General features: G+C 61.2%; 12 protein-coding genes. 7 read left to right on the top strand and 5 right to left on the bottom strand.

Features of this window, described 5'->3' with window-relative positions; translation table 11 throughout:
- The first annotated feature begins 119 nt into the window (after nucleotides 1-119).
- From GR198_RS06290 to GR198_RS06275, 4 genes are all read left to right on the top strand, one after another.
- Entirely contained in the window at nucleotides 120-1,592 is a 1,473-nt protein-coding gene (locus tag GR198_RS06290) for an NAD(P)H-hydrate dehydratase (protein ID WP_164067959.1), read from the top strand.
- Nucleotides 1,593-1,939: 347 nt separating this feature from the next.
- Nucleotides 1,940-3,031 carry a phosphate ABC transporter substrate-binding protein PstS gene (gene pstS / locus GR198_RS06285; protein ID WP_029875193.1) on the top strand — a complete coding sequence of 364 codons (1,092 nt, stop codon included), beginning with the start codon at nucleotides 1,940-1,942 and terminating at the stop codon, nucleotides 3,029-3,031.
- Between the two features lie 117 nt (nucleotides 3,032-3,148).
- Entirely contained in the window at nucleotides 3,149-4,882 is a 1,734-nt protein-coding gene (locus GR198_RS06280; RefSeq protein WP_029875192.1) for a Na/Pi cotransporter family protein, read from the top strand.
- A gap of 113 nt (nucleotides 4,883-4,995) precedes the next feature.
- A complete protein-coding gene (locus GR198_RS06275; protein ID WP_164067957.1) occupies nucleotides 4,996-6,015 on the top strand; it encodes a DUF808 domain-containing protein in 1,020 nt (339 codons plus the stop codon).
- Nucleotides 6,016-6,042: 27 nt separating this feature from the next.
- On the opposite strand, the gene GR198_RS06270 is transcribed toward GR198_RS06275, so the two are convergent.
- From GR198_RS06270 to uvrA, 4 genes are all read right to left on the bottom strand, one after another.
- Nucleotides 6,043-7,008: a magnesium and cobalt transport protein CorA gene (locus GR198_RS06270; RefSeq protein ID WP_029875190.1), complete on the bottom strand. Its 966-nt coding sequence runs from the start codon at nucleotides 7,006-7,008 to the stop codon at nucleotides 6,043-6,045.
- 102 nt (nucleotides 7,009-7,110) lie between these two features.
- Entirely contained in the window at nucleotides 7,111-7,917 is an 807-nt protein-coding gene (locus GR198_RS06265; protein ID WP_029875189.1) for a DUF72 domain-containing protein, read from the bottom strand.
- 24 nt (nucleotides 7,918-7,941) lie between these two features.
- Nucleotides 7,942-8,403 carry a GNAT family N-acetyltransferase gene (locus tag GR198_RS06260; protein ID WP_029875188.1) on the bottom strand — a complete coding sequence of 154 codons (462 nt, stop codon included), beginning with the start codon at nucleotides 8,401-8,403 and terminating at the stop codon, nucleotides 7,942-7,944.
- Complete coding sequence (gene uvrA / locus GR198_RS06255) at nucleotides 8,400-11,321, bottom strand: excinuclease ABC subunit UvrA (protein WP_164067955.1); 2,922 nt, start codon at nucleotides 11,319-11,321, stop codon at nucleotides 8,400-8,402. Before uvrA ends, GR198_RS06260 begins: the two co-directional genes overlap by 4 nt.
- 282 nt (nucleotides 11,322-11,603) lie before the next feature.
- Between uvrA and GR198_RS06250 the strand changes: the two genes are divergently transcribed.
- Both GR198_RS06250 and GR198_RS06245 read left to right on the top strand, forming a co-directional pair.
- Nucleotides 11,604-12,113, top strand: a complete 510-nt coding sequence (locus GR198_RS06250; RefSeq protein ID WP_029875186.1) for a single-stranded DNA-binding protein — start codon at nucleotides 11,604-11,606, stop codon at nucleotides 12,111-12,113.
- Nucleotides 12,114-12,216: 103 nt separating this feature from the next.
- Complete coding sequence (locus GR198_RS06245) at nucleotides 12,217-12,762, top strand: hypothetical protein (protein ID WP_164045703.1); 546 nt, start codon at nucleotides 12,217-12,219, stop codon at nucleotides 12,760-12,762.
- Nucleotides 12,763-12,782: 20 nt separating this feature from the next.
- Here GR198_RS06245 and GR198_RS06240 read toward each other — a convergent pair whose 3' ends face one another.
- Nucleotides 12,783-13,430 (bottom strand): MarC family protein, encoded by a 648-nt coding sequence (locus GR198_RS06240; RefSeq protein ID WP_012757442.1) that lies wholly within the window; start codon nucleotides 13,428-13,430, stop codon nucleotides 12,783-12,785.
- A gap of 236 nt (nucleotides 13,431-13,666) precedes the next feature.
- Between GR198_RS06240 and gyrA the strand changes: the two genes are divergently transcribed.
- Nucleotides 13,667-16,504: a DNA gyrase subunit A gene (gyrA, locus tag GR198_RS06235; protein ID WP_164067953.1), complete on the top strand. Its 2,838-nt coding sequence runs from the start codon at nucleotides 13,667-13,669 to the stop codon at nucleotides 16,502-16,504.
- The last annotated feature ends 44 nt before the right edge of the window (nucleotides 16,505-16,548 follow it).

The following is a 16,548-nucleotide window of genomic DNA, read 5'->3' as shown; positions in this document are numbered from 1 at the left end:
TTCGCAACTGCGAATACACGTCACGCAGAGATGAAAATATCGGCAAATGCCTAAATAGCGTCCTTCTCTTTGCTGTTTCAGCCGGTTGTTTTTTAGGCGTTTTTTGATTGAATAGGGTGATGATCAAACATCTGTTCGACCTTCTTCTCACGCCTGCCGAAATGGCCGCCGTCGATGCAGCCGCTGCTGCATCCGGCATCGACTCCTTCGGTCTGATGGAGAGGGCAGGTGCCGCGGTCGCGGCGGCTGCTCTGCGCCTTCATTCCGGAGCGTTGCGTTTCGTCATACTCTGCGGACCCGGCAACAATGGCGGCGACGCCTATGTGGCAGCCCGTCATCTGCAGGAAAGCGGGGCGAGGGTGGCGCTCTTCCACCTCGGCGATCCCCTGAGGCTGAAGGGTGATGCCGCCCGCGCCCGAGCCGGTTGCGTGCTCCAGGGGCAAAACCTCGACCTCTATCGGCCCGAAACCGGCGACGTCGTCATCGATGGCCTGTTTGGGGCGGGGCTTGGCCGCGCGGTGTCGGCCGATCTGCGCGCGCTGATCGAGCGCGTCACCGAAGCCGGTATTCCCGTGCTTGCCATCGATCTGCCCTCCGGCCTCGATGGTCGCACCGGCAAGGTGCTGGGTGCCGCCTTCCGAGCCTGCAACACCATCACCTTCATGACCCGCAAGCCCGGCCATCTGCTGATGCCGGGCAGGGAGCTTTGTGGTGAATTGCAGGTCTTCGACATCGGTATCCCGGCCCGCATCGTCAGAGCTGAGGCAGGCGGCGCCATCGCCGAGAACACGCCGGATGCCTGGAAGAGTGCGCTGCCGGCCGAGCAGTTGGAAACCCATAAATACAAGCGCGGTCATCTGGTCGTCTTCTCAGGTGAGGCCGACAAGACCGGTGCGGCGCGCATGTCGGCGATCTCGGGCCTGAAGGCCGGCGCCGGCCTGGTGACGATCGCCGCCTCCCGTGCGGCAATGGCCGCCAATGCCGCGCATCTGACCGCCGTCATGCTGCATGCCATCGACGACGAGGCCGACCTCGGCGACTGGCTCTCCGACACCCGGCTGCAGACCTTCGTCCTCGGCCCCGGTTTCGGCATTGGCGCCAGGGCGCGCGGCTTCGTTTCGGCCCTCGCCGATCGTCATCTGGTGCTCGATGCCGACGGCATCTCCTCGTTCAAGGACGATCCGCAACAGCTGTTTGATCTTTTCCGGGGTGAGCCGCGTCTGGTGCTGACGCCGCACGACGGCGAATTCGCGCGGCTCTTTCCCGATATTGGTGGCGACGACGCGCTCGGCAAGGTGGACAAGGCCTTGGCCGCCGCCCGCCGCGCCAATGCCGCGATTATCTACAAAGGCGCCGATACCGTCATCGCCGCGCCTGATGGACGTGCGCTCATCAATACCAACGCTCCCGTCTGGCTTGCCACCGCCGGTTCCGGCGACGTGCTTGCCGGCATCATCGGCGGCTTGCTCGCCCAGGGCCTGCCGGCCTTCGAGGCCGCGGCTGCCGGCGTCTGGCTGCACGGCGAGGCCGGCCAACGCGCTGGCAAGGGGCTGACGGCGGAGGAGCTTGCAGCCGAGGTATTGCCGCTTTAGCGCCGCCGCATCCTCTTGCACCTCGAACGCAGAAGCAATCCGCACCGTCGGTCTGGCCGTGGAGCGGGCTGCGTTGTTTTACCATTGTAAATGCGGCCGATGTGTCAGTTGAGTGACGGTTTTATTTTGAATTTTTAGAGCGACATCGATCAGCCAAAGAATGTCCTGCGCCAAGAATCAGCAACCCGAAAAACTAAACTGTCATTAAAATGTTAATGAATGGAAATACTTAGTCGTGTCAGGAATTTCTGTCGGCTGGAACACGGGTTCGCACAGTGGGTCCCTGAGCTGATCTGGTTTGAATTCTGATCGAAGTGCGCAGTAAACGGTTGCGAGGGGAAGCGCCGATGGAACGTTTTTTTCGGCAAGTCCACAGAGTGACGACCGCCGCCGCCCGCTTTGCCGGACTTGCGGCAGTTGTCGGTTCACTCTTCATCGCTCCTGCAGCCGTGGCCGAGCCCATTCGCGGCGCCGGCTCCACATTCGCGGCACCCATCATCGCGAAGTGGGCGGAAATCTACGAGAATGCACGGATGGATGACGGCGACTTCAGCTCGCCCGACTGGACGGTAGACTACGAACTCGTCGGTTCGCTGGCAGGCCTGATGCGCCTTGATCAGCCGGAGCTGGATTTCGCTGCGACCGATGTGCCTGTCTCTCACGACGAGCTTTTGAAGCATGGCCGCCAGCAATTTCCGATCGTGCTCGGCAGCGTGGCGATTGCCGTCAACCTTGACGGTATCGACAAGGGCCGTATCAACCTGACTGGCCCGCTGCTTGCGAATATCTATCTCGGCAAGATCCAGTCGTGGGCTGACCCTGCCATCAAGGCGATCAACCCGGAGATCAGCCTTCCCGATCAGAAAATCAGCCCGGTTACCCGCAAGGACGGATCAGGCACCACCTTCATGTTCACCGAATTCCTGTCCTCGGCAAGCCCGGAATGGAAGGCGGCACATGGAGCGGATACGCTGATCGCCTGGCCTGTGGGGACGAGTGTCGAGGGAACCGGGGATCTCATTCGCGCGGTGCAGGCAACCAAGGGGGCGATCGCCTATGCCGATTTTGGCCAGGTCGAGCGTGCAAACTTGCCCTATGCCGCTGTTCAGAACAAATCCGGCCGGTTTGTAAAACCGGGACCGGATGGTGTGCGTGCTGCGGCCAGCACCGCCTCATGGGATGAAGCGAAGGATTTTTCGGTGTCGCTCACGGATCAACCGGGAGAGGCGGCCTATCCGATCAGCGGGGCGACATTTGCCGTCGTTCCAATGACGGGACAGGCGCCCAATCGCTATCGCCGCGTGCATGATTTTTTCCGTCTGGCGTTCGAGACAGGCAGTAAGGACGCCGAGGCGCTGGGCTATGTGCCTTTGCCGCCGCAGCTCGTCAGTCAGATCGTCAAATACTGGCTGAAACAGGATGCATCCGCGAGCCAGTAATTCGTTCGGACGCGCATGATACGCGGTCGGGGCATCCCCGACCGTATGAAATCGGGCATGTGAGACGCGGGGGCGTCGTTGAAGCGCGCCGTTTTGGCGCCAAGGGGGTAAGGCGTAATGAACATCGACATTTTCAAGGATATTCTTGTGCCTGTTATCGGCGGGCTGGGGATATTCATGCTCGGTCTGGAGTTCATGTCGAACGGCATCCAGGCACTCTCCGTCAACAAGATGCGCGCATTTCTCGCGAGAGCCGCAGGCACGCCGATCAAGGGCGTCATCGCGGGAACGCTCATCACCGGTGTCATCCAGTCATCGACGGCAATGACGGTCATGGTCGTCGGCCTCGTCAATGCCGGCGTTGTCGGCTTGCGTCCGGCGATCAGCGTCATCATGGGCGCCAACATCGGAACGACGCTCGGAAACGGCCTGATCGCCTTGCCGCTCGGTCCTCTTGGCCTGATCTTTGCGGGTGTTTTTTCGCTGGTCTACTGCTTTGCCAAGAGCGAGCGGATCCGCAATGTTGCGCTTGCCTGCATGGGCTTCGCGCTGATTTTCTACGGTCTCAATCTGATGACCGGCGGCCTTCGGCCGCTGCGCAACATACCGGAGGTCATGGACGTTCTGTCGACGCTGACCGCCGACTCCTATTATAACCTGATCAAGTGCGTGCTGATCGCTGCCGGCGTCACCGCGATGATCCACTCCTCGTCGGCGACGATCGGTATTGTCATGGGGCTCGGCGCGGCCGGTGTCCTTGACTGGACGACGGCGGTTGCCTTCTCGCTGGGTGCGGATCTCGGAACCACGATCACCTCCTGGATTGCTTCGCTCAATCTGTCGAAGAACGCCAAACGCGCTGCCTATGCCCATATGTCCTTCAACATTATCGGCGTCTGCATCACGGTGCCCTTGTTCTTCGTCTCGATCGACGTTCTGGCATGGGCGATGCAGTGGTTCGGCGGCGATCCAGGCGTTCCGGTCGTGGTCGAGGGCAAGGAGACATTTCCGCTGGTTCCGGTCGCTGTCGGTCTCTATTCGACCTTCTTCAACGTCTTCAATACGGCGCTGCTGTTTCCCTTCGTCAGCGTCTTCGAACGTGTCTTGTCGCGCATCGGCCGCATCGACGCCGAGGATGTTGAAGATTATTCGACGCCGAAATTCCTCGACCGCAGGCTCACAAGCGACTTCGCGCGCGCCGTTCCGGCCGTCCAGCAGGAGACCGCGCGTCATCTGCAGGCCGGCGCGATGTTCCTGGATATTGCCCGGTCCGCCAAGTCGGCTCCATCAGATCCGGGCGAACACTATCTCGCCACCGATATCCTCAGCCGTGACATTCGCGATTATACCGCATCGCTGATGAAGGAGGATCTGCCTTACGAGCAACTCGATCTGGTCGCCAGCCTGATCGAGGAGGCGGATTTCACCGCTGCGTTGACGGAATCGATGCATCAGGTCGCCCGGCGCGTGAAGCGTGAAAAATTCAGCGAGCCCGCTTTGGCGATCGTCAATCTGGCACTGAGCAAGCTCGATGCCTCTTTGCAGGATATCATGCCCGACTATGGCGTGGTTCGTCCCTCCATGCCGGCCGGTCATGTCAGCCTTCCGAATGTCACCGAACTGCGGGAACAGACACTGGCACTTGGCCCGAATGCCGGCGCGGCCGAACGCGGCACGATCCTGGCGCTTCTCGGCTCGGTCGAGCGCGCGGAGATCCTGATCCGCCGCATCGACGAGGAGCGCAAATCCGTGAACCGGCAGAGCGTTCTGTCGCGGGTTTCGCAGAAACGGGAACGGCAGGCACGTCCTCCGCTGGACGAGGGCGGGTTGAGCCCGATGCCGGCTGAATAACGGCCATTGTCGTCGTGACCCTTGCGTGGCATCTTCCCGGCGGAGGATGCCACGTCTCGTTGACGGGGTTCCGTTTTTCACTGCGTAAGTCGGTCTTCCCGACGGAGGCTCGAATGAGTGTTGGCCTGATCGCCCTTCTTGATGATATCGCGGCATTGGCCAAGGTGGCTGCGGCGTCGCTCGACGATATCGCCGGCCAGGCTGCCAAGGCAGGCGCGAAAGCGGCCGGCGTCGTCATTGACGATGCGGCTGTCACACCCCGCTACGTCACCGGATTTTCTGCAGCGCGCGAATTGCCGATCATCGGCAAGATCGCGCTCGGCTCGCTGAAGAACAAGCTTCTGATCCTGCTTCCCGCAGCACTGATCCTGAGCCTTGTCGCACCGCAGGCGATCACGCCGCTGCTGATGATCGGCGGACTTTATCTCTGCTATGAGGGTGTGGAAAAAGTCTACGCACTGGTGCTGCCGCATGCAGCTCACGCCCATGAATCGGCACTCGAGACGACAAGCCTCGATGCCAAATCGGTAGAAGACGAAAAGGTCGCCGGTGCCATCAAGACGGATTTCATCCTGTCGGCAGAAATCATGGCGATTACGCTCGCCGCGGTGCCGTCAGGCAGCATGTTCACGCAGGCCCTCATCCTTGCCGTCGTTGGACTGGGCATCACGGTCTTGGTCTATGGCGGCGTGGCGCTTATCGTGAAGGCCGATGATCTCGGTCTGATGCTGGCGCGTGTGCGGACGGCATCGGCGATGGGCGCCTTCTTGCGTGCGATCGGGAAGGGGCTTGTCACCGGCATGCCTTATTTTCTGAAAGTGCTCGGCATTGTCGGAACGGCCGCCATGATCTGGGTCGGCGGCGGCATCATCGTTCACGGCCTCGAAGCCTATGGCGTCAGCAGCCCTGCGCATCTGATCCATGATGCCGGCGAGGCGACCGCGCATGCCATTCCCGTTCTGGCATCGGTGCTGCGCTGGATCGTCGAGGCCGCAGGAGCGGGCATCGTCGGTATCGTCGCCGGCTTGATCGCAATTCCGGTCGCAGGCTACGCCGTCTCGCCGTTATGGCGCTACCTCAAATCGCTCCTGCCGCGCCGCCGGAAAGAAGCGCTGGCGGACGGGAAGAAATGAAGCCAGAGTCCGTCGGCGAGCAAGGCGTCATATCCAGCGGGCGCGCTTGAAACGGATGAAAAGTGCGATGCACATGACAGCGATGACTGCCAAAACGACAAAATAACCGTAGCTGGTTTTCAGCTCGGGCATATTGTCGAAATTCATGCCGTAAATGCCGGCGATCGCCGTCGGAACGGCGAGAATGGCAGCCCAGGCCGCCAGCTGCCGTGTGATGGTGCCCTGTCTTTGCTGTTCAATCAGATTGCTCGCTTCGAAAACCGATGTGATCACATCGCGCAAGCTTGCAACCATCGTCTCGACACGGTGCATGTGCTGAAGCGCATCGCGAAAATAGGGCTTCGCTTCCCTGTCAAGCGACGGCAGGTCGAGATGGTAGAGCTTGCCGCAAAGGTCCAGCATCGCATCCAGCACCCGCTGAAACAGAATGACTTCCCGGCGCAACTTGAAAATGCGGGCGATCTGGTTGCGGTCGAGAAACGCATCGAGCATTTTTCGTTCCATCTCGAGAACGGAATCCTCGATCGTGCGCACGATGGGAAGATAGCCGTCGATAATGAAATCGAGAATGGCATGCAGAATGTAGTCGGTGCCATGGCAGAGCGTCTGCGGCGATGTCTCCAGCCGGCCGCGCAGCTCCCCGTGCCCGCGCTCCGACCCATTGCGGACGGTGATGATATAGCGCTTGCCGACGAAAATTGCGGTTTCCCCATAGGTGATATGGTCCCCTTCGAGCTGTGCCGTCTTTGCGATGACGAACAGCTGGTCGTCGTAAACGCTGAGCTTCGGCATCTGCAGAGAGCTGAGCGCATCGGCGATCGAGAGTTCGTGAAGGCCAAAACGGCCTTGCAGCAACAGGAGCTCGTCCCTGGTAGGCTTGTGCAGCCCGATCCAGATGAATTCGTTGTCCATCGCCGGAATGGAGGCCGCCTCGAAAGGTACGGCCTCGACCCGCCGTCCGTTGCGATAGAGATAGGATGCGGCAACGCTCATGCGGGCTCCCGGGTTACCACGATCATGATGCCCTCATGGAATGCGTGACTGACGATGTGATACCCACAATGTTACGATCCTTTTGTGACTATCCAGCCAGGCCTATTTCGCCAGCGCCTGCTGCAGGGCGATCGCCCCGTGCGGCGCATTGACCTTGCCCTCATGGATCATGAAGGCGAAGACGTCGCGTGGCTCGGTCTTCACCTTGCGATCTCCATCGATCAGCGGCAGATCATCAGGAACCTTGCCCTCGGCCCAAGTCTCCAGCCGGCCTGCCCAGGCCTTCAGGTCCTTTTCCGGGTAGCAGGTCGGAATATCGTCCGAGCCCTTCTGCAGCCGCGCATAGACGAAATCGGCCGTCACGTCGGCGATCATCGGATATTCGAAATGTTCAGCGCAAACAGGAGCCACGCCGTATTTCGAAAGCAGCGCCACGAACTCCGGCACCTTGAAGGAATCGTGCCGCACCTCGACCACGTGGCGGAGCGCCAGCCCATCCTGTTTTGCCGGCAGCAGCTTCAGGAAGGCCTCGAAATCGTTCGAATCGAACCTCTTCGTCGGTGCGAACTGCCACAGCAGCGGCCCGAGATGATCGCCGAGTTCGCTGATCCCCGATGACAGGAACCGCTCCATCGATTCACCGGCTTCGGCAAGCACCCGCCGATTGGTGACGAAACGTGTCGCCTTCAGCGAGAAGATGAAGCCGTCGGGCACGTCAGCCGCCCATTTGGCAAAAACCGCAGGCTTCTGCGTGCTGTAATAGGTACCGTTGACCTCGATGACCTTCAGCTGGCGGCTGGCATAATTCAGCTCGTCCTTCTGTTTCAGGCTCTCGGGAAAGAAATGCCCGCGCCAGGGCTCGAAGGTCCAGCCGCCGATGCCGGTGCGGATAGTGCCGGATTTCGTCATGTCGTCCTCCCCATTTGCAGCCGCTCAGGCCGCATTGATCTCTTTCGTCATGTCGACGAGCGTCCATCCTGGCCGATAAGGGTTCGGCCGGCGACCCGTTTCCTGAAACCCGAAGGCGCTGTAGAGCGCGATATTCCGCTCCATCCGCGCATTCGTGTAGAGCCGGATCTCCGGCACGGCCCATTCCCGTGCCTTGCCCTCCAGCCAGCGCAGCATCGCCAGTCCATGCCCGGCACCCTGAAACGCCGGCGAGACCGCGATGCTGAACAGCATGAGGTGATCGGAATGCTGCTCGACGACCACCAGGCCAGCCGTTTGCCCGCCGATCTCGCGCAGCCAGACCTCGCCGCGTTCGATCCGCGGCGTGTAATCCTCCGTCACCGGCATCGGCGGAGCGCCGAAGAGTTCGCTATAGGGCCGATAAGCGGCTGACGTCAGCGTCGCGATCGTTTCCAGATCATCGGGCGACGCTGGCCTCATCGTCATTCCGCCGCAACCGCCTTCTTCGCCGGCCGCCGTTCCAGCAATTCCTTCAGGAACTGTCCGGTATAGGACCGCTTTTCCTTGACGATCGCTTCGGGCGTGCCGGTCGCGACGATCTCGCCGCCGCCGTCGCCGCCTTCGGGGCCAAAATCGAGCACCCAGTCGGCCGTCTTGATGACTTCGAGATTGTGCTCGATCACCACCACCGAGTTGCCCTGGTTGACCAGTTCGTGCAGCATTTCGAGCAGCTTGGCGACATCGTGGAAATGCAGGCCGGTCGTCGGTTCGTCGAGAATGTAGAGCGTGCGTCCCGTCGAGCGTTTCGACAGCTCCTTGGCAAGCTTGACGCGCTGCGCCTCGCCGCCCGAGAGCGTATTGGCCTGCTGGCCAACCTTGATATAACCGAGACCGACATCCTTCAGCGCTTGCAGCTTGTCGCGCACCGCAGGCACCGCCGCGAAGAAATCGACGCCTTCCTCCACGGTCATGTCGAGCACGTCGGCGATCGACCTCTGTTTGAAGGTGACGTTGAGTGTCTCGCGATTGTAGCGCTTGCCGTGGCAGACGTCGCAGGTGACGTAGACATCGGGCAGGAAGTGCATCTCGATCTTGATGACGCCGTCGCCCTGGCAGGCCTCGCAGCGTCCGCCCTTGACGTTGAAGGAGAAGCGGCCCGGCTGGTAGCCGCGAGCCTTTGCCTCCGGCAGGCCGGCAAACCAGTCGCGGATCGGCGTGAAGGCGCCGGTATAGGTCGCCGGGTTCGAGCGCGGCGTGCGGCCGATCGGCGATTGATCGATGTCGATCACCTTGTCGATATGCTCGAAGCCGTCGATGCGGTCGTGATCGGCCGGGTTTTCACGCGCGCCCATGACGCGGCGTGCCGCCGATTTATAAAGCGTCTCGATCAGGAAGGTGGATTTGCCGCCGCCCGAAACGCCGGTCACCGCCGTGAAAACGCCGAGCGGGATCGACGCCGTGACGTTCTTCAGATTGTTGCCGCGCGCGCCGACCACCTTGATCTCACGGCCCTTCTTCGGCTTGCGGCGCTCGTCGGGAACGGGAACGCCGAGTTCGCCGGAGAGATATTTGCCGGTCAGCGACTTCGGATTATCCATGATATCCTGCGGCGTGCCGTGGGCGATGACCTGGCCGCCGTGAATGCCGGCGGCCGGGCCGATATCGACCACGTCGTCGGCCGACAGGATCGCATCCTCGTCATGTTCGACGACAATGACGGTGTTGCCGATGTCGCGCAGGTGCTTCAGCGTTTCGAGCAGCCGGGCATTGTCGCGCTGATGCAAGCCGATCGACGGTTCGTCGAGCACGTAAAGCACGCCCGTCAGCCCCGAACCGATCTGCGAGGCGAGCCGGATGCGCTGGCTTTCGCCGCCCGACAGCGTGCCGGAATTGCGCGACAGGCTGAGATATTCCAGGCCGACATCGTTGAGGAAGCGCAGCCGGTCGCGAATTTCCTTGAGGATGCGCACGGCGATCTCGTTCTGCTTGGCATTGAAGCTTGCCGGCAGCGTCTCGAACCAGTCGCGGGCGATGCGGATCGACATACCGGTCACTTCGCCGATATGCAGCGTGTCGATCTTCACCGCCAAGGCCTCCGGCTTCAGGCGGAAGCCGTTGCAGGAAGGGCAGGGGGCGGCCGACATGAAGCGCTCGATATCCTCGCGCGCCCAGGCGGAATCGGTCTCCTTCCAGCGGCGCTCGAGATTGGTGATGATGCCTTCGAAATTCTTCTGCGTCGTATAAGAGCGGGCGCCATCGGCATAGTGGAATTCGATCTTGTCGTTGGTGCCGTTGAGGATGACGTCCTTGGCCTCGTCGGAAAGATCGTTCCAGCGGGTGCCGAGCTTGAAGCCGTAATGTTTGCCGAGCGCTTCCAGCGTCTGATTGTAATAGGGCGAGGTCGACTTGGCCCAGGGCGCGATCGCCCCGTCGCGCAGCGTCCGCTCGGGCTCGGGCACGATCAGATCCGGATCGATCTTCTGCTGGGCGCCGAGGCCATCGCAGGTCGGGCAGGCGCCGAAGGGATTGTTGAAGGAGAAGAGCCTGGGTTCGATCTCGGGAATGGTGAAGCCGGAGACCGGGCAGGCGAACTTCTCCGAAAACAGCACGCGTTGATGCGTCTCGTTCAGCGATTTGTTGGCCGAGCCACCGGCCGACGTCTCTTCCGGCGGCAGCGGCTTGTCGGCGAATTCGGCGACCGCCAGCCCGTCGGCGAGCTTCAGGCAGGTCTCCAGGCTGTCGGCCAGGCGCGCCGAGACATCCGAGCGCACGACGATGCGGTCGACCACCACGTCGATGTCGTGCTTGTATTTCTTGTCGAGCACCGGCGCCTCGGCGATCTCGTAGAACTGACCATCGACCTTGACGCGCTGGAAGCCCTTCTTCATCAGCTCCGCCAGTTCCTTCTTGTATTCGCCCTTGCGCCCGCGCACGAGCGGCGCAAGAATATAAAGACGGGTGCCCTCGCCGAAATCGAGGATGCGGTCGACCATCTGGCTGACGGTCTGGCTCTCGATCGGCAGGCCGGTCGCCGGCGAATAGGGAACGCCGACGCGGGCAAAGAGCAGGCGCATATAGTCGTAGATCTCGGTGACGGTGCCGACCGTCGAGCGCGGATTGCGCGAGGTGGTCTTCTGCTCGATCGAGATTGCCGGCGACAGCCCGTCGATCTGGTCGACGTCGGGCTTCTGCATCATCTCGAGGAACTGGCGGGCATAGGCCGACAGGCTCTCGACATAGCGCCGCTGGCCCTCGGCATAGATCGTGTCGAAGGCGAGCGAGGATTTGCCGGATCCCGAAAGCCCGGTCATGACGATCAGCTTGTTACGCGGCAGATCGAGATCGATGCTCTTGAGATTATGCTCGCGCGCGCCGCGGATGGAGATCGTCTTCAGTTCGCTCATCGTCTCTGCTTTGGTTTTCTGGATGACAGCCCTTATTTAGTGATGCCAACGGGCGAGTCGAGGCTGAATGTCCACTACGGTCAAGGTTTTCGATTCTGTTGACAGGATCATACGGATAAACTAGAACAAATAAAGAACAAAATTCCTGATGAATGCATGCGGCTTTCTGATGGATAAAGATGTGGATTAAATGCCGCCCATGCGCATCGGCGGTCCGTGATGGTTTAAGGTGCGCCGATCGATTAAACGCCGCCGGGCAGGGCGGCAGGCAGGGTGAGAAGCATGGCTGGTAGTGTGAATAAGGTAATTCTGATTGGAAACGTCGGTGCAGACCCCGAAATCCGCCGCACTCAGGATGGCCGGCCGATCGCCAATCTTCGTATCGCGACCTCGGAGACCTGGCGCGACCGCAATTCCGGCGAGCGCCGTGAGAAGACCGAATGGCACACTGTCGTCGTCTTCAACGAAGGCCTCTGCAAGGTCGTCGAGCAATATGTGAAGAAGGGCGCCAAGCTCTATATCGAAGGCCAGCTGCAGACCCGCAAGTGGCAGGACCAACAGGGCCAGGATCGCTACAGCACGGAAGTGGTGCTGCAGGGCTTCGGTTCGACGCTGACGATGCTGGACGGTCGCGGCGAAGGCGGCGGCGCGAGCTCCGGCCGCGGCGGCGGCGCTGGCGGCAACGATTATGGCGACGACTACGGTGCGCCGGCTGCGTCTTCACCGCCGAGCCGCGGCGGTGGCGGCGGCGGCAACTTCTCGCGGGATCTCGACGACGATATCCCGTTCTGATCGGCCGCCCTTTCTGGCTTAATGAAAGACTTGAGAGAGCATGATGCCTTGGATGGCGTCATGCTCTTTTTCGTTGATCTCGCACCCGCAGGGGAATTTCTGAATGAGTTGCCACAACTTTGAGAAAGCCTCCGGTACGCGCTTCCGACTTTGGTTGGACGAGGCACCGCCATCCATGGAACCAACTCGATGCCATCTGTGGGAGAGCAAAGTTTTCGTCAGCGCAGAAGGCATACCTCATCGGAAAAGCGTGGCTGCGGAAATAGCTCGGCCGGTTGGAGGCATGACTGTATATGGTCTGCTGTCAGTCACCCTGGATCAGTCCATTAAAACGCAAGGTCTGCAGGTGAATGTCCCAATTGAGCGTACCGAGGGAGAGAGTTGGTCCCTATCACTTGCTCCAAGTTACGACAAAGTGCTTACCGGATTTGTCGCGGAATACATGCCGGGCCTTTTCAAGGGGATAGAGGATATTGGCGAGGGTGCACTACCCAGTTTTGGAATTCTCTCCTTTGAGCGCATGGCACATTCGGACATCGGCTCGTCGATAGATATTTTTCGCGAGTTGACGAGAGCTATCGTGCGCGCTTTGACTATGAAGCAGGTTCCTGAAACGCCGGATGACGCGTTCGCACTTCTCGCAGTGTAGATTGGAAGGCGATCAAGGTTTCAGTGCGGTGTCGCGCTGATCAGATTGAACGCCGACTTCGCCCCGTCGACGACGAATTGTGCGGCAAGGGCGGCGAGGATGACGCCGAGGAGCCGCGTCAGGATCGCCCGGCCGGTGACGCCGAGGAAACGGTCCAGTCTTTCGGCGATGAGCAGCATGACGAAGGTCAGCAGCAGGTTGGCGGCAATGACGCCGATCAGTTGCGCCTTCCCGATCGAGGTGGCCAGCGTGCCGGCAAGCAGTATCGTCGCCGAGATCGCACCCGGGCCGGCAATCAGCGGCAAGGCGAGAGGGAAGACGGCGATATTCTCGATATGATCCTTGGTGATCGCCGCCTCGGTCGCCTTCTCCTTGCGCTCCTGCCGCCTCTCGAACACCATCTCGAAGGCGATCCAGAACAGCAGCAGCCCGCCGGCGATGCGGAAGGCGCCGATCGAAATCCCGAGCACGCCGAGCACGCCCGCGCCAAACAGCGCGAAGACGGCAAGGATGATGAAGGCGATGACCGAGCCGCGCAGCGCCACCTGCTTGCGCTCGGTTCGGCTCATGCCTGTCGTCAGCCCCAGAAAGATCGGCGCAAGCCCCGGTGGATCGATGGTGACGAGCAGCGTCGTGAAGGCGTTGATCAATTGGTCGGCGCTTGCCATCGGCTCTCCGGAACCCCATATGGGTGCGTGGTTTTTATGATTGTGAAGCGGGGATTTCGATTTGGCAAATATCCCGCGGCGGGCCGCGGCGGATTTGTCCGGTCCGGCCGCGCAACTTGCATGTTTTACCCTCTTTAAGCCGCAAAAGCCTGTTCAAAACGCGCTGTGAAATTGGCGCGGCAACAGGCTTTCCGCTATAAATCTTCAAGTGATTCTAGAAGAGATCGTGATCTGTTTTGACTGAGCAAACACCCCCCGGCGGCGGGAAGCTCCCGCCAGGCATCGAGCCCATCTCCATCATGGAGGAAATGCAGCGGTCGTATCTCGATTACGCCATGAGCGTCATCGTCAGCCGCGCGCTGCCCGACGTGCGCGACGGCCTAAAGCCCGTGCACCGGCGCATCCTCTATGGCATGTCCGAGCTCGGCATCGACTGGAACAAGAAATACGTCAAATGCGCCCGCGTTACCGGTGACGTGATGGGTAAATTCCATCCGCACGGCAATTCCGCGATCTATGATGCGCTCGCCCGCATGGCGCAGCCCTGGTCGCTGCGTCTGCCGCTGATCGATGGTCAGGGCAATTTCGGCTCGGTCGATGGTGATCCGCCGGCGGCCGAACGTTATACCGAATGCCGCCTCGAAAAGGCTGCCCACTCGCTGCTCGACGATCTCGACAAGGAAACCGTCGATTTCCGCGACAACTACGACGGCACGCTCTCCGAGCCGGTCGTGGTGCCCGCCAAGTTCCCGAACTTGCTCGTCAACGGCGCCGGCGGCATCGCCGTCGGCATGGCGACCAACATTCCGCCGCACAATCTCTCCGAAGTCATTGACGGCTGTATCGCGCTGATCGACGATCCGGCCATCGAGCTGCCGGAACTGATCCAGATCATTCCCGGTCCCGACTTCCCGACGGGAGCGAAGATCCTCGGCCGTGCCGGCATTCGCTCGGCTTATGAAACCGGCCGCGGCTCCGTCATCATGCGCGGCGTCGCCGCCATCGAGCCGATGCGCGGTGACCGCGAGCAGATCATCATCACCGAGATTCCTTATCAGGTGAACAAGGCGACGATGATCGAGAAGATGGCCGAGCTGGTGCGCGACAAGCGCATTGAAGGCATCTCCGACCTGCGCGACGAATCCGACCGCCAGGGTTATCGCGTCGTCGTCGAGCTGAAGCGCGATGCCAACGCCGAGGTCATCCTCAACCAGCTTTATCGCTATACGCCGCTGCAGACCTCCTTCGGCTGCAACATGGTGGCGCTGAACGGCGGCAAGCCCGAACAGCTGACGCTGCTCGACATGCTGCGCGCTTTCGTCTCGTTCCGCGAGGAAGTCGTTAGCCGGAGAACGAAATTCCTGCTGCGCAAGGCGCGTGACCGTGCCCATGTGTTGGTCGGTCTCGCCATTGCCGTCGCCAATATCGATGAGGTCATCCGCGTCATCCGCCAGGCGCCCGATCCACAGTCCGCCCGCGAAGAACTGATGACCCGCCGCTGGCCGGCGGAAGATGTCGAAAGCCTGATCCGTCTGATCGACGATCCGCGCCATCGCATCAATGACGACCTCACCTACAATCTCTCCGAAGAGCAGGCCCGCGCCATCCTCGAACTGCGCCTTGCCCGCCTGACGGCGCTTGGCCGCGACGAAATCGGCGACGAACTCAACAAGATCGGCGAGGAAATCAAAGATTATCTCGATATTCTCTCCTCGCGCGTCCGCATCCAGACCATCGTCAAGGACGAACTTCTCGCCGTCCGCGACGAGTTCGGCACGCCGCGCCGCACAGAGATCATCGATGGCGGTCTCGAAATGGATGACGAGGATCTGATCGCCCGCGAAGACATGGTCGTCACTGTCTCGCATCTCGGTTATATCAAGCGTGTGCCGCTGACTACCTACCGCGCCCAGCGCCGCGGCGGCAAGGGTCGCTCCGGCATGACCACCCGCGACGAGGATTTCGTTAGTCGGCTATTCGTCGTCAATACCCATACGCCGGTGCTGTTCTTCTCCTCACGCGGCATCGTCTACAAGGAGAAGGTCTGGCGCCTGCCGATCGGCACGCCGACCTCACGCGGCAAGGCACTGATCAACATGCTGCCGCTCGCACCGGGCGAGCGCATCACCACCATCCTGCCCTTGCCCGAGGACGAGGCGAGCTGGGACAATCTCGACGTCATGTTCTCGACGACGCGCGGCACGGTTCGCCGCAACAAGCTGTCGGACTTCGTCCAGGTCAACCGCAACGGCAAGATCGCCATGAAGCTCGAGGAGGAGGGCGACGAAATCCTTTCCGTCGAGACCTGCACGGAAGATGACGACGTGCTTTTGACGACGGCGCTTGGCCAGTGCATCCGCTTCTCCGTCGACGACGTCCGGGTCTTTGCCGGCCGTAACTCGATCGGCGTGCGCGGCATCACGCTTGCCGGCGGCGACCGCATCATCTCGATGACCATTGTGCGCCATGTCAACGCCGAGCCGTGGGAGCGCGCCGCCTATCTGAAGCGCGCCGCCAACGACCGTCGCCTGACAACGGGCGAGGCCGAGGAAATCGCGCTGGTCGGCGAAGAAGTCACCGAAGGGGGACAGCTGAGCGACGAGCGTTACGAAGAGCTGAAGCAGCTCGAGCAGTTCGTCCTCACCGTCTCCGAGAAGGGCTTCGGCAAGCGTTCGTCCTCCTACGACTTCCGCATCTCCGGCCGCGGCGGCAAGGGCATCCGCGCCACCGACACCTCGAAAACAGCCGAGATCGGCGAGCTGGTCGCGGCTTTCCCGATCGATGACGGCGACCAGATCATGCTGGTCTCCGATGGCGGTCAGCTGATCCGCGTGCCGGTCGGCGGTATCCGCATCGCCAGCCGCGCCACCAAGGGCGTCACCATCTTCTCGACGGCCAAGGACGAGAAGGTCGTCTCGGTCGAGCGCATCAGCGAGCCGGAGGAGGATGAGACGGAAGAGGCTGTCGAGGTGGCCGAAGGCGCCCCCGCTGCCGACGAAGGTGCTGCCGGAGAAGGTGGCGGTGACGAGGCGCCGATTGCCGATGGCGATCCGGCCGGGCCTGCCGAGGAATGATCAAATGAACGGGGCGGCTTCGAGCCGCCCTTTTCTTTTCAAAC

Origin of the sequence: Rhizobium leguminosarum, assembly GCF_010668065.1 — a bacterium.
GTDB classification, from domain to species: Bacteria; Pseudomonadota; Alphaproteobacteria; order Rhizobiales; family Rhizobiaceae; genus Rhizobium; species Rhizobium leguminosarum_S.
Note: the sequence above shows the minus strand (reverse complement) of the source record. Positions and strands in the feature narration are given on the sequence as shown.